This window comes from Paenibacillus sp. FW101-FHT12H11 (genome assembly GCF_058790355.1).
The window spans coordinates 466,429-480,659 of record NZ_JBYTCO010000003.1 but is presented as its reverse complement, the minus strand read 5'-3'; the positions used below and the strand labels follow the sequence as shown (position 1 = coordinate 480,659).

At 45.1% G+C, this 14,231-nt stretch carries 10 protein-coding genes; 2 read left to right on the top strand and 8 right to left on the bottom strand.

From position 1 onward, the window contains the following. Nucleotides 1–8: 8 nt before the first annotated feature. Both AC3WTJ_RS12330 and AC3WTJ_RS12325 read right to left on the bottom strand, forming a co-directional pair. On the bottom strand, nt 9–521 hold the full coding sequence (locus tag AC3WTJ_RS12330) for a GNAT family N-acetyltransferase (RefSeq protein WP_492522228.1): 513 nt from the start codon (nt 519–521) through the stop codon (nt 9–11). A gap of 133 nt (nt 522–654) precedes the next feature. Beyond that, the gene (locus AC3WTJ_RS12325) at nt 655–1,818 is read right to left on the bottom strand and encodes a DUF4317 domain-containing protein (RefSeq protein ID WP_492521984.1); all 1,164 of its coding nucleotides are present in this window, start codon (nt 1,816–1,818) and stop codon (nt 655–657) included. A gap of 291 nt (nt 1,819–2,109) precedes the next feature. On the opposite strand from AC3WTJ_RS12325, the gene AC3WTJ_RS12320 reads away from it, so the two are divergent. Next, a complete protein-coding gene (locus AC3WTJ_RS12320; RefSeq protein WP_492521983.1) occupies nt 2,110–2,868 on the top strand; it encodes a phytanoyl-CoA dioxygenase family protein in 759 nt (252 codons plus the stop codon). A 36-nt stretch (nt 2,869–2,904) separates the two neighbouring features. Beyond that, entirely contained in the window at nt 2,905–3,735 is an 831-nt protein-coding gene (locus AC3WTJ_RS12315) for a helix-turn-helix transcriptional regulator (RefSeq protein ID WP_492521982.1), read from the top strand. Nucleotides 3,736–3,784: 49 nt separating this feature from the next. Here AC3WTJ_RS12315 and AC3WTJ_RS12310 read toward each other — a convergent pair whose 3' ends face one another. From AC3WTJ_RS12310 to AC3WTJ_RS12285, 6 genes are all read right to left on the bottom strand, one after another. Next, entirely contained in the window at nt 3,785–4,612 is an 828-nt protein-coding gene (locus tag AC3WTJ_RS12310; RefSeq protein ID WP_492521981.1) for a carbohydrate ABC transporter permease, read from the bottom strand. Between the two features lie 15 nt (nt 4,613–4,627). Then, complete coding sequence (locus tag AC3WTJ_RS12305; RefSeq protein WP_492521980.1) at nt 4,628–5,509, bottom strand: carbohydrate ABC transporter permease; 882 nt, start codon at nt 5,507–5,509, stop codon at nt 4,628–4,630. A 101-nt stretch (nt 5,510–5,610) separates the two neighbouring features. Continuing rightward, complete coding sequence (locus AC3WTJ_RS12300) at nt 5,611–6,963, bottom strand: ABC transporter substrate-binding protein (protein WP_492521979.1); 1,353 nt, start codon at nt 6,961–6,963, stop codon at nt 5,611–5,613. Nucleotides 6,964–7,205: 242 nt separating this feature from the next. Then, nucleotides 7,206–7,982, bottom strand: a complete 777-nt coding sequence (locus tag AC3WTJ_RS12295) for an AraC family ligand binding domain-containing protein (RefSeq protein ID WP_492521978.1) — start codon at nt 7,980–7,982, stop codon at nt 7,206–7,208. A gap of 25 nt (nt 7,983–8,007) precedes the next feature. After that, nucleotides 8,008–8,583, bottom strand: coding sequence for a LysE family translocator (locus AC3WTJ_RS12290; protein ID WP_492521977.1), 576 nt, complete (start codon nt 8,581–8,583; stop codon nt 8,008–8,010). 170 nt (nt 8,584–8,753) lie between these two features. After that, nucleotides 8,754–14,048: a cadherin-like beta sandwich domain-containing protein gene (locus AC3WTJ_RS12285; protein ID WP_492521976.1), complete on the bottom strand. Its 5,295-nt coding sequence runs from the start codon at nt 14,046–14,048 to the stop codon at nt 8,754–8,756. Nucleotides 14,049–14,231 lie beyond the last annotated feature (183 nt).

Below are 14,231 nucleotides of genomic sequence, written 5' to 3'. Positions count from 1 at the left end.
AAGCTTGTTCAAAATGTTCTAGCAACCTTATACACTTTTGTATATAAGGTATCTTTAAACACAGAAAACGTCGCTTCCGTGAGCGTTTGAGGGTAACTCATCATCTTGAGCGGTAAATCTGGCATCCCAATCTGAAGAGGCGGCTGCATATAGTCGAAATCATTCAGATGAAAACCGAGCCGTGTATAAAAACCTACTCTCCGCTCCGCTAGGTCTGTAACTGGGGGCTCCACTTCCAATAAAACGGGCTTTAATGATTCTCCTATATATGCCTTCATTAATTTTCCACCCAAGCCGCTTCCCCTTACGCCAGGATCAACAGCAATGTGCTCCACAAACCGAAACATAGGGAATTCCCATACGGCTAAAAAAGCAATGATCTTGTTGTCCTCGACTTCAGTGATAACTCGATAGTTAGGATCAGATAGCAGTTCCTTTGCTCCTGCATAAGTTCTACGTTCAATTTCAGGAAATGAAGTTTCCATAATCGCATAAATTTGATCAAACTGGCTGTCTTGCATCATCATATTCTCCCTTATGTAAGCTGCATTTCACACTTGCTATGATAACATTCACATTTCCAAACTAAAAAATGCCTGTTAATTAGAAAAAGGAGCCCGCAAACCCGCGTGGCCCCGCTTTGTTATTTTCGTTTTACAACGTCTCCGTACTGAGCGTAAATCCTTCGATAATGACATCTTCGTCAACCTCGATCAGGATACATCTTTTCCCTTGATAGTTCACTTGTCTCACATACTTTAAATCTTGCGGACTGACCGAAATCGTAGCTACTTTTGTGTCAATCTTAATGGATTTCGACGTGAACTTCGGAAGGACGCTGCTTGCTTTAATTTCATAGTTTTTGTCGTCGACGACATTTTGAAAAGCCCGTTCCACCTTTTCCTTCGTCACGTCCTCCACGCCGCTTACCATCAGCATACGTTCCACATCTTGATAATCCAGCTTCGGAGGCTCTTCTTCCTCGTTGGACTCGATGACCCGATGAATTTCCTCATACACTTGTGCGATCGTAGCGGCATCCAGTTCTTCGCCGGCTACTTCCTTCACGATATCCTCGAAAATAGCTCTTTCTTCCAGCGCCGTCACCGTCTTCTCTGCATTCAGGACCTGCTCGATGAAGGGTACATTCGGTTCATGTGCTCTCCCCGAGCAATACAGAATGCGATTTACATCGGAATAGTTGTCTGTCACGCTAGGGTAGAAAAACCCTTGTTCTGGCGTGTTCAATTTGATAATCGGATCTACGAAGACATTATACTTGAATTCCCTCTCGACATAATCAAACATGAGCGTTTTCCGCTGCTGCTCCGTAGAATTTATGCTGCACAAAATGAACAAATTCGCGAACATTTCGTCCTTTTCACTCTGCTCGGCTTCATCGTTCCTCGCCTTGGTCGGGCGGGAATATTGACCGCGGACAAAAGTAATCACCGTATCCTGCTCGTATACGGTATCCGCCAACATTTTATCCACCAATATAAGCATTAAATCCTGCCATTCTTGCGGATCACCGGTTATCAAACCTTGATGGAGAAGCACCTTTGTAGGCTGTTCCGCTTCTTCCTGAAATTTCAATTCGAACATCTTTTGATCTAATTCCCCGGTCAGCAGTTTTTTGAAATTCGCCATGTAGAGCTCCTGCTTCTCTCTGTCCAATAAGGCGAACGGCTGGCGCTCGTAGTGGTAGATCTCGTTGGTTTCCTTCATAATATACACATTAAAAATGTCGTAAAGATTTAGCATCTCGTGATCCAATTTAAATAACTTGCGAATATGCGCAATTTCTTTTTTCATCATGATCCGTCAGTCAACTCCGCTTCCACCATTACTTCCTTTGATAATTCCGCTACATATGAAACGAACATGTGTTTCTCTATTAATTGAATGAACACTTCCTGTATGTTAATTCATAATGATCATTTTCACAACCATTTTAAAAATTTACCTCCAAAAGGTTATGAAGTACATATCAATTTCAGACACAAAATATCTGATTCGCGTGCATTTTATTCCCTTTTAAAATCATCTACTATTATTAATATAAAGGAATTCCACATCCGTTTTATACGAACAAAGGAGGATTTGTTTATGACGATTCAAGTTCAATCAGAAAGAGTAAATCCACTTACACCGGAGCAAATCAAGCAGTACCATGAAGACGGTTTTATTATTATTAAAAATGGCTGCAGTGACGATCTGATCGATGTTTTTAATTCGCATATTCATGCTATCCGTTCTTCCGAATCTATGCCAGAATGGGCAAAACCAAGAAAAGGCGGAGCCGTGGTGGATGACAAGGACCGCTTTTCCCTCCGGTTGTTCAATCCTCACCTGCATGATGGCTTTTCCTTGCAGATGATGAAATTGCCGGTTGTACGCGGTGCACTGGCACAAGTGCTGGGCGATGAAGCCGCTGGCGTCCAAAGCATGTACTTTTACAAAGAACCCGGCTCCCCAGGGCAAGCAGCGCATCAAGACTATTACTACATTAAGAATGATCCGAACACGTTGACCGCCGCATGGGTTGCCATGGAATATACCAATGAAGCAAACGGCTGCCTGTACGTCATCCCCGGCTCTCAGAAACTCGGAGTTCTGCCCCACGGCGATGTGAAAAATTTACAGGAACACGAAGCTTGGACCCATGAGGTGGAAGGCATCGATTTAAGCAAGGAGATTCCAGTTATTTTGGATAAAGGGGATATCTTAATTTTTGACAGCAACCTTATCCACTCTTCTACTCGAAACCGTTCCAACCGCTGGCGCCGCTCCTATGTATGCCACTACATCCGCCATGACTCAACGATTGAGAGAGAAGATTTAAAAAAGAAAATCTCTCTTGTATAATGAAAGAAAAGCTGTCCGAAAGGATGGAATAATCGAATGGACATAGCATCCAAGGTGGAAGTCATTCCACCTTCTTTTGTTGTGACGAATACCTACGCAGGTACCGTGGTCTATGGCCCCGGCGGGAAATACGGTCCCCGTATGCAGTTGGACCTGCAGCTTGTCCTGGTCCATAGCGGCTCCATGACCGTAGAGATTGACGGCGTCCCCTTCTCTGTCCCCCCAGAGAGCATTGCGCTGCTCAAACCGGGTCATGAGGAGATGTTTCATTTTAATGAGAAACGTGACACGTGGCACCGTTGGATTGCAGTGGCTGTGGACCCGCTATTTCCGGACGCAGCGGCTTATTTCGATTCGTTACCGCTCTACATCCCTTTGACGCCGCGACTGAATCAATTGACAGATATGCTGATGTCTTTGCAAAACGATGGGTGTTCTACGGAGGACGAAGTGGTAAAAGCGCTAGGCCGTTCTGCTTTGTGGTTGTATGCGACGGAGTATTTGCATTTGGGATTGAATCACCTGAAACATCCGGCCGTTCTCCTTGCTGTGGAAACGATCCACGAAAGATTTGGGGAGGAGCTCAACCTTAAAGATTTATCGCAGATTACCGGAAAAACGCCCGAGCATATGATTCGCCTGTTCCAGCGTGATGAAGGGGTGACACCGATCCAATATTTATGGCAGTATCGGGTAAAAAAGGGGCTGGAATTGCTGCGCAGTACAGGCTTGAATATTGGTGAAGTTGCCGAACAATCCGGTTTTAAAACTTCGTATCATTTTGCACGAACCATCAAACGGCATACCGGTCTGACACCTAGTGAAATTCGTAAGGAACACTACAACAAGCCCTATCGCTCAGTATGATTAGGAAGAGCCCGGCCACGCTTCTCAGCGTAGTTCCGGGCTTTGTTGATTATCCTTTTACAGCTCCTGACGCAACTCCGCTGATAAAATACTTCCTCCCCACTATACTTAGTAGAATTAATACCGGAACCGCCATCAGAAACGCGCCTGTAATCGGCGTAGCATAGTCCTCTTTATAGGGATTATTCATTGTCGAAATACCTACGGATAATGTCATTTTGTGCTCCGAGGTTAAAAAGATCAACGGGCTTAAATAGTCATTCCACGAGTTCATAAAGTTGAGTAGGCCCACAATTCCGATACTGCTCATAGACAAAGGAACTGCTATGCTCAAAAATGTTCGCCATTCCGTGCAACCATCCACCCGTGCGCTTTCATACAGTTCTTTGGGTATGGCCGTCATCACTTGGCGTATCAAGAATATGTTAATGGCCGATATCGCTCCTGGAAATATTAAAGGAGAAAACGTATCCAACCATCCCCACTGTTTGAACATAATGAAACTCGGAACGAGCGTCATCTGCGATGGAATCAGAATTGTTGCGATCACAACGGTAAACAGCACATTTTTCCCTTTAAAATCATACCGTGAAAAGCCATAAGCTACCAAGGCATTACCGATCATAGAGAGCACAGAAACCGCTACAGCAATAAATATTCCGTTGAAAAATTGGGTCCAAAACGGTATCTTCTCGAACAGCAAGATAAAGTTGTCCAGCGTTGGATGCAGCGGGATCGGATTCAACGGAGATGCTACGATGTCATCGTACGTTTTAAATGATACACCTACCATATATAGAAAAGGGAGACTGAATAATAAACTCAATAAAACTAAAGCAGCATATACAGCTATACGATGAATCCGGTTTGCTGTCATTGTGGCATTCCCCCTTTACTTCTTCTCCTGAAACAACCGGATTTGAATAATTCCTACGATTAGTAGAATGACAGTAAACACATAACCCACAGCGGATGAATACCCGAAGTTTTGTAACCGGAAGGCTTGCTGGTAGATGTACATCGTCGGGAATAGCAGCGATTGCTCAGGTCCTGACTGTCCGGGCCCGGCAAGCACAAACGGCTCGGCAAACATGGTAAATGAGCCGATAATGGCCTGAAAGACGATAAAAGTCATGATAGGCCTCAGCAACGGTAAAGTCACAAACCACAACCTTTGGATCGCGTTTGCCCCATCGATTTTGGCCGCCTCGGTAAGCTCCTTCGGGATGTTTTGAAGTCCTGCCATAAAATAAAGGATATTTATGCCCAAATATCGCCACGTTAATAAAATGATTAATGAGGGAAGCGTCCACCTCGGATTCTCCAACCAACCGATCGGATCCATACCGACGAAAGCAAGCACTGTATTTAAAATGCCGAATGATCTGTTGAAGATGAATCCGAAAATGATGGCTACCGCAACAGCCGATGTAATATTAGGTGTAAAGAAGAAGGTTGCAAACCACCCCTTCTTCTTTTCAATGAAAGGCTGGTTAATTAGCAAAGCAACCATTAGCGCAATCGGCAAGATGATAAAGACACTGCCCCCTGTCGCTTTCAGCCCGTTCCACATCGATTTCCAAAAAACATCATCATGCATAACAAGCGAGTAATTCTTGAATCCTGCGTAGGTCAGTTTGCTGACACCTTGGTATAAGCTGAGCCAGAACCCGTATAGAGTCGGATAAAGGCTAAACACGGCAAAGTGAATAAAAAAAGGACTAATGAACAGATACGGTGCAAGTTTAAACCACTTTGACTGTTTGATAGGCAACGTTCAAACCTCCTAAAAACCAATGTCCAAACCTTATGTAACAAGAAGAAAGGAGGTGCAGGTTGCCCCTCATCTCCCTTGTCATTCAAACTGCCCGCCATCTAACCGGCCGTTTCATTTTTCTTAATCGACTGCTTTAATTCATCATCAACCTTTTGAAGAAACTGCTCAGGAGTCAATTTGCCACCTTCCAATTCAAATCTATACTTATCCCAAGCATCGGTGAATAAGGTCCGCCACCAAGCCTGGTTTTGGTTGGGCGCTACAGCTACAAGCTTCCCGTACAGATCTCCCAGATCCTGACCGCCGAAATACTTTGTATACTTGCTTTGCTCATGCAAGCCCGCCTCCTTGACGGAAGTCAGAAGCGCAGGGAACAGGTTCACAATTTGGAAGCGTTTGACGGAGTTTTCCGGTGTTAACTGCGCAAGCTTCATAAATTCCCAGGCTAAATCTTTATTTTTGGAAAACTTTGAAATCATCAAGCCTGTTCCGCCCCATACGGTAGTCGGAACTGATTTCGGGCCGCCCAAAGGCATGGGAACTGCCGCCCATTTCCCCTCTAATTCCGGTGCGTTATCCGCAAGCAGATTAACCCACCAATCGGGACCGAAAGCTGCTATGTAATTCCCTTTTTTAAATTGATCCCAATAGGCCGGGCCATCATAATAGTTTTTATCCATGATGCCGTCTTTTTTCCATGCGTACATCCGCTTCAAAGCGGTTTGGCCTTCCGGGGTATTAAATCCGGGTTGGCCATCTTTCGTTACAATATCTCCTCCCTCTTGCTTAATGAACAATTCGAAATAGGTTTGGTCCCCTCCGGTTTTCGTCGTGGAGTTTCCGGGAAATATAAAATGTTTATCACTGACTATTTTTTTAGCTTGCTCCGTAAATTGGTCCCACGTTTTGAGATCGGCTACATGAATTCCTGCTTTATCAAACAAATCCTTACGATAATAAAGAGCAGAAGCCGTTGCGGCATGTTCGATCCCATACTGCTTGTCGTTAATGGTGTACAACGCTTGCCGACCTTTCGACATCACTTCAGTTAGATTGTCTTTTTTCAAATAGTCATTTAAAGGCACGAATGGAATATCACCGCGAATAAATTTAGGAAACTGTCCTTGTTCAATGTCGATAAGATCAGGTGCGCCCTCTCCTCCTGATTTGGAAATAACGGAGTATTTGTCGACAAGCGCTGTGCTCTCCATTAAATTAATTTCAACCGTAACATCCGGCTGTTTTTTCTTAAAATCTTCCTTCACAGCCTCAAAAAACCGTTTATGAGGCTCTGCAAACACCCATAATGTTAGCTTTTTCCCGTCTGCATTTGTTTGCGCTGCATTTTTATTATCGCTAGATGTAGACTCTCCAACATTAGGTGTACATGCAGTTAACGCGATTGTTAACGAAATTGCTGCTGCAGTCGAAGACCACTTTTTCCTCATCATCTACACACCCTTTCCAATTCTTGAAAATTTAGTAGGACTGTCTATAATTCAAATCATAATGTATGCGTTTACAATTGGAAATGCACGAACATCCATTAAATTGTGTCCGAGATTGATATCTGGTTGACGACGGCAGCTCTGCCGGCATCCGCATTCCGACAGGAGATAAGCCCCCAGCCTGAACGGGCGCAATAACTTGCGTTCGTTCCGACTGGGGGCTTCATTCTCATTGGATATTTTTTTCAATGCAGATGTGATATATATTCAAAGGCTGTTGTCCCGTAGACACTTTTGAAATGTTTGTTTAAATGGGTTAAATCAACAAATCCGCAGGCAGCTACGGCCGAATAAATATCCTTATTTTTCTCGATTATACATTTCGCCCGTTCGATTTTGGCGTTCAAGAAGTATTGGTAGGGGGATATTCCCATATGCGCCTTGAATAAACGAATAAATTGAAACTTTGATAATTGAAGCTCACTTGAGATTTCGTCAAGTTTAAGCACATGTTCCAGATTGGCATGCAGCATTTCCCTTGCTTTACGAATCAACAGGTTATCTTTCTTGACGTTTGTTGAAAAATTCGTTTGAACCAGGCTCTCTGCGAGATTTATGAATAATTCGCTGCACAAAGCCTCATCTTTCTCACTCAAAATGGCCTGAGAGAGACCTAAAACGCGTTGTTTTAGCTGAACATCGTAGACAATCGGAGCTGAAAATCGCAAGATCTCCTTTTTCTCTGTAGCCTCCAAAAGCAATTGGGGCTCAAAATATAACATGACATAACCCAAACCTGTCCGGTCATGAGCCATGCCATCATGCGTCTGTTCCGGATTAAAAAGCATAACACCATTCTGATGCGATAATTGCAGACTGCCGTCCAAATTATATTCTTGAATCCCACGTAATGTCACCCCGATGGCATATTCCTGGTGCGCGTGCTTTTTATACTTAAAATCCGTCATACTTGCCGATAACGCTTTAATATCAGCCGACTTTTTATACACAAATTGGTTCATTTCATTCACCTCTTGGTAAGCTTGCTTACAACCAAATCATGACGGCAGCATAAGCCAAAGATAACGCCAATAAGACATTAACAATTTTGTTGTATTTATGTAAGAATGCCTTAAAAATCGCACCGAAAAGCACCCATGTGAGAAAGGCTAAAAATCCAATTCCAATGATAAGCACAATGCTTATTGACATCACCGTACGTGAGCTATAGCTAGGTATAATAAACGCTGGAATTACCGTTAGTGCAAATAACACGACTTTCGGATTCATAAACTGCATCAGAAAGCCCGACCGAAAGGTCGCCGCTTGGTTTACTGCCGGGTTAGCTGTATCCATTTTGCAAATCAAATAGGAAAGATAGAGCATATAAGCACTTCCAATGATCTGCAGAATCAGGATGATTTTCGGTAAAAACGCCATGAGAATCGAATTTAAAAAAGCGGAAATGATCAGTAAAACGCCAAAGCCAACCGTTGCCCCATACGTATATTTCATCGCCTTTTTCGCCCCATGATGATGGACGGTGGACAAAATCACGATATTCGTAGGTCCAGGCGTAAACGTAGCAATCATACAGTAAATCACAAAAGATGTAATATTCATGAGAACCTCCTCTTTCCGGCTTTTCTCATATCTTATATCTTGGCTTATGGTCGCTATAGTATATTATTGCAGAGATTGCGTGTTACGCGCTATATCTAGCCATATATTCCCAAACGTAAAAATCGCCAATCCAGCCTGTTCATACAGGGGATTGGCGATCTTTTTTGTTTTTATTTCAGCAGGTTGTACACCGCTTGAGCCGCTTCTGCACGTGTCGTGTGCTCGGTAGGTACGAACATTCCTTCTTGGCGCCCCGACAACAATTTGGCTTTTAACGCACTGTTGACGTAAGGCAATGCCCAGTCGCTGATCTCTGAAGCATCGGAGGTTACTGCTGATGCTTTAGTCAGCTTCGTTCCTGTTCGAAGCTCATAAGCATGGACGAGCATAATAGCCATTTCTTCTCTGGTGATACTGCGATTTGGATCGAACGTTTGCTGCGAATCACCCGTGACGATACCCGCTTTGTAAGCTGCCGATACTTCCTTGGCATACCATGCATTTCCAGCGACATCCTCGAATGGTGACTTCTCAACTGAAGACAGGCCAAGCGTGCGGACAAGCAATGTTACGAATTCGGCACGGCTAACGTCTTTATTTGGAACAAATGTCGAGCTAGTCTCCCCGTTTACGATATGTTTAGCGGAGAGTTCCAGAATGGTCTGGTAAGCCCAGTGCTGCTTTGCTACATCATGATAATTTTTATCCATAGCAAGCACAGCATATTGTCCGAGACGGCTAACCCCTACTTCTATGCCTGTATTTGCATTAACGTTCTTTCCACCCAAGTATACGAGGCTGCCGTCTTTTTGGATTTCGTAGATACCCGCCAGTTTCGGATCCATTCCGGCAGGAATCGGGAACGTAATCGTTACAGGCTTCGGCAGCTCGTTCATGGCATACGGCTTACCGGTCGTATCAGTCACGAAAATCGAAAGATCGAACACCTTTCCGCCCAACGTATAAATCGCGCTATCTTTGCGACTGGCTTCCTGCAATGTCCGATCGGATTGCTCAACTGCGACCGAATTCACTTTCACTGTAACGATTGCAGAATGATCAGTAGAAGGCAGCAAGCTAATAGCCGATTCCAACAGATTACTAGGCACGGTAAGCTTCACATTCGGTGCTTGGATAATTAAAGGACGTCCATTAAGCTGATCCGTCTGTGCGATCGGAATGATGAGCTGATTTTTTCCTTCCTTCAGTTCGACCGATACGGATGCAAGCTCAGACTTCAAGTCTTCTTCCTTAATGACAGCTGTGTTATCCGACAGCCCCGGCTTCGCCGGCTGTGACGGTTGTGACGGCTGAGCCGTAGAAGACTCCGACCCTGATGAGCTTGAAGATTTATCATTGCGGTTTACCACAATGACATACTCCTTCTTAGTTCCGTCCTGTGCAGTGACAAGAACAGAGAAGCGATTGGAGCCTACGCTCAGGTTGCTATCGCCGTTGATAGTCACTTGGGCTAATGCGTGCTCGGTGGAATATGTCACTGCTGCCACGGTTGTGCTATAGGATACAGGGACCGAGTAGCTTAGTTGGTCCGGTGTGAATCCGTTCATCGTAGTACCGTTGACACGCAGATCGCTCAGATTGGCATTGGACGAAAGTGTTTGAGCTTGTCTTGTTATCGAAATGCCATACACACTCATAGTCCCGTCTTGGGCTGTTACCGTCACGGTCACCGCATTGTCGCCGACAACCAAGTTCTCGCCGCCATGAATGATTACCGATGCAGCTGGATGGGAGGTCGTGTAAGTCACTTGTGTAACCGTAGTCTCAAACCCTACTGATAATGAATAATGGAGCTTATCGGATGCAAACCCATCCAGCTTCGTACCGTTTACTCGCAGATCAAGCAGTGAGCTGTCGGACGATGCTGCTTCTGAATGCCTCGTTACAAGAATCGTATATACCTTCATTGTTAGGTCTGGAGCCGTAACCTTAACCGTAACCGTGTTGGTACCGACCATTAATTGATCGCCGCCGGTAACTACGACCGATACAGCCGGATGTGTTACGGAATAAGTTACAGCCGCCACTGTGGTTTCATAGGGCACCGACAATGAATAGTCTAACTTGTCCAACCCGAAACTGCTTAAGGTGACACCGTTCACTTGCAGGTCACTCAAGCCATGCGGCATGTCGGCACGGTTCACGTTAATGACATACGTTTTGACATTTCCGTTTGGCGCCGTTACCTTCACTTTGACGATGTTATCACCAACCAACAGGTTGGAATTACCCGCAAGTTCAACTGCAGCCTGAGGTTCGGAGGCTGTATAAGTGATAGTGGCGTTCATCATGCTATTCGGAACATTTAGCGAATAGTCGAATTTGTCGGGCTTAAAGCCTTCAACCGAAACACCGTTCACTTTTAGTTCCGATAAGCTTGCGTTCCCGCTTGAAACCTGTTCGCCGGTAAAATCAATTTCACTCATGCTCGTAAAAGTTTTGGACACATCCGTATTGTAGGTTCCCGTAACTACAAATTTCACGTAGCGGCCTTGAACAGTCTTATCTAAAGACACGTAGTCTTTGTATATCGTACCTGTCCAAGTATTTCCAAACGTACCTGAAGCCTTATTGGCCGCATTGTTCAGATAAGCAGGATCGTTTAGGTCATTTAAGTTATCAGAGGCATAGAGTTCGAAAGTTTTCGGGAACTCCATCGCATTTTGATTCAGCCGGCTCTTTCTCTGGATACCGTTTAACTTATTCGTGCTCTCCATGTCGATAATAACCCAATGGGGAAACAGAGCAGCAGGCGTCTCCCATTTGGAGTGCCAGATCGTAGATTCTTGGCCATCCAAAATATTGCTAGCCACATTGTTTTCCAGATCATTTGTACTGAAAGATTGGATTGAGAACGCTGTTTTGGGAATGAATGTGTATATGACAGCATTCTTGGCTGATTGCAAAGCCCACACCAAATCAAGATAAGCTTGATCGATTACAGCTGCAGAATCACCAGCCGTCAAGGCTTTTGCGGAAGCGGTCCGAGCCGTAAGTTCGTTTTTCGCTTGTTCTGGTAAAGATAAACCGGTTGTACCTGCAATAAATGCAGCATATCCTTCAGCATCCTGGATCAGAGTTGTCAGCTGGCTGAAAGTGTACAGCGTCGTCGACTGATACGAATCAGATAACGCTTTGGCTTCTGTTGCGGACAGGGCGCGCTTCCAGATCTTCAGGTCGTCCAGTGTCACGTTAGTTCCACCGTTTCCTTTATTTCCGTCTGCACCGAGAATGATGTGATAAGGTGTATCCATGCTGGACGCACCTAAAGTGGTGAGATCCTTGCTTGCACGCATGACCCCGTCTACGTACGTAGTGGCCGTCTTGTTCGTCCTGTCTACCGAGATGGTGAAGTAATGCCATTCGGTCCCTACACCTGCAGCCGAATAATCAATACGATTGGTGCCGTCTGCCATATTAAGCGTCATATTGTTCGCTGTCGCTGGGCCAATGTACCATCCAGGATTTTTACCCGAATTCCAATTTTTGTTGGAGAGAACCGTCTGATCCCCCGCCAAATTGCCGGTGTGCCAGAACGAGACCGTGAAATCTGCATTTCCAAAATTCAAATCCGATCTTGCGCCAAGATCGATATAATTCGAATTCCCCGATGGAATGCTGGCCGCTTGCCCTGATTTACCGGTGACATAGGCGACATTGCCGTTCGGCGCAGCCAATCCGGTAGCCCCGGCAGCATCTTCGACCAGATTACCGTTGAATTTCATGTCCGATACGAGCTGGTTCCACATCGTGCTTGGATCGATTGGCGTCAATTCCGGAGGCGTGCCGTCAGTCCGGTAGAAGGTTTGTAGCGGTGAACTTTTGTTGCCGTATGCGTCAACAGCCGCTACAGTAATGACATACGACGTCGCCGGACTCAGCCCTGTCATTGGAATATTCATTTCATTCGGAATAGGAGAAAAATAATAATCCGACAACACATTGTACGATTTCGCTACTTGCGCCGTACGTTGGTTAAGCACTTTGATTTCATAATGGTGCAAAGACTGATCGTCCTTAGCCTGATTGAAAGAAAGGACAGGAACGTTATTAGAACCAGGCAAAATCTTAAGGTCTGGATTCACTGGAAAATGAGGCGGGGTGGTGTTGCGGTTGCTTTGCGTATACGCGAAATTGCTTTTTATTTCATCTCTGGTGCTGCCTTCTAATTTCACTACCCATTTCTTGCCTGCTAATGCGCCGGCACTTCGAAAGGAAGTCTGCGCGCCAGGTCCCTGCCACACGCCTCCAACTCTGATAGAACCAGCATCGCCATTATACTCGATGCGTTCAATCTCAATGCGGTCCTTATATACCTCGACAAATTGCGATTGCTGTACGGGGAACTCGAAACGCCCGTCAATCAGGCCTTCTTCTGTCACAGCGGAGTAACCGTGATCCACCTCAACATAAGACATGGATCCAACATTGACCGTTGTAAAATCCTTTTGATAGATGGAACGGTCATCATTGATATTTAAATGCGAGTGCCCGGAAAAAACAACCACCTGAGGATAGTCTTTCAGATCTGTATACAGATTAGGGTTGGCTGCTTGCTGGCCGTCCATGACGGTACCTGTGACGGGATGATGCAAAGTGATGAAAATTGGCTTATTCATATTCTCCGGATTTGCCGTCAAAGCTGCGAGTCTGCTCTTCAGCCAGTTTCTTTGCCCCGTGTCTCCGTTGTAGTTATTCGCATTCAAAAAGAAAAAAGAGTAGCCGCCGATCGTTTTCTCGTAGTAGCCATTCGGCTGATCCGTGAACCATTCGGTCGGGTAATATTGTTTCACTTCAGCAACGCTTGCGTCATGATTGCCGATCGCAATTTGAACCGGCAGGTTTGTCCAATTTTTACGTGTTAATTGCTCTTGGAGAACATCCCGAGCAAACTGATGATGCGGCCCTAAACCATTGCCGTTATCATTGATGACGTCACCGGCGATAAGAATCGCATCCGGATCAGGAAAGATAGAAGAAATGACATCGAAATTGCTCGCCCAACGACCACGCGTTGTTGCATTCTGGTCCGATGTGCCGGGACCGATATGGATATCCGACATCGCAGCGAATTTGAGCAGCGGTTCTTCCGTTGACTTGATGATATAGCCATAAGTAGCTGCATTACTCCAAACGCCATCTTTCCAAGCAATTACGGAAAGATTCGTCGATTCCGTGAGGACGATCGGCGTTCCGGTATACTTCAGGCTTGCTTCGTCAGGCATTGTGCCATCTAACGTGTAATAGATATCTGCCCCCGCAGTGTTGGAGCTTAGCGTTACACTGACGGACTGCTCATACCGGCCTGCAGGTGAAGCGGCAACAGGCGTGTCAACCACAGCTGCGGCAATTGCTATCGAGCTGTAACCCGCTCCAGCGGAGTGAATGGCTGTGCTTGCAATAGTGCAAGCTATGAATGCGGAAAGTAATTTCTTCGATTTCAACAAAAATATCCCTCCTCAATGGTAAGTGTACTTGAAACATTCGGTTAAAAATAAAACGATGATGACGATAAGTACAAGGTTAGTGCAAGTTGAAAAAGGCATCACCTCCGCATTATAACAACATAAAACACAAATTAATGTCGTTAATTGGTTGTTTTTATAGTTATTCAATTGCATTCTAGT

What these genes read in the sequence shown, in the direction of transcription:
- AC3WTJ_RS12290 (WP_492521977.1), bottom strand. Translation starts at nt 8,583, where the DNA reads ATGAATATTACATCTTTTGTGATTTACTGTATGATTGCTACGTTTACG.
- AC3WTJ_RS12295 (WP_492521978.1), bottom strand. Translation starts at nt 7,982, where the DNA reads ATGAACCAATTTGTGTATAAAAAGTCGGCTGATATTAAAGCGTTATCG.
- AC3WTJ_RS12320 (WP_492521983.1), top strand. Translation starts at nt 2,110, where the DNA reads ATGACGATTCAAGTTCAATCAGAAAGAGTAAATCCACTTACACCGGAG.
- AC3WTJ_RS12330 (WP_492522228.1), bottom strand. Translation starts at nt 521, where the DNA reads ATGCAAGACAGCCAGTTTGATCAAATTTATGCGATTATGGAAACTTCA.
- AC3WTJ_RS12300 (WP_492521979.1), bottom strand. Translation starts at nt 6,963, where the DNA reads ATGATGAGGAAAAAGTGGTCTTCGACTGCAGCAGCAATTTCGTTAACA.
- AC3WTJ_RS12315 (WP_492521982.1), top strand. Translation starts at nt 2,905, where the DNA reads ATGGACATAGCATCCAAGGTGGAAGTCATTCCACCTTCTTTTGTTGTG.
- AC3WTJ_RS12310 (WP_492521981.1), bottom strand. Translation starts at nt 4,612, where the DNA reads ATGACAGCAAACCGGATTCATCGTATAGCTGTATATGCTGCTTTAGTT.
- AC3WTJ_RS12325 (WP_492521984.1), bottom strand. Translation starts at nt 1,818, where the DNA reads ATGATGAAAAAAGAAATTGCGCATATTCGCAAGTTATTTAAATTGGAT.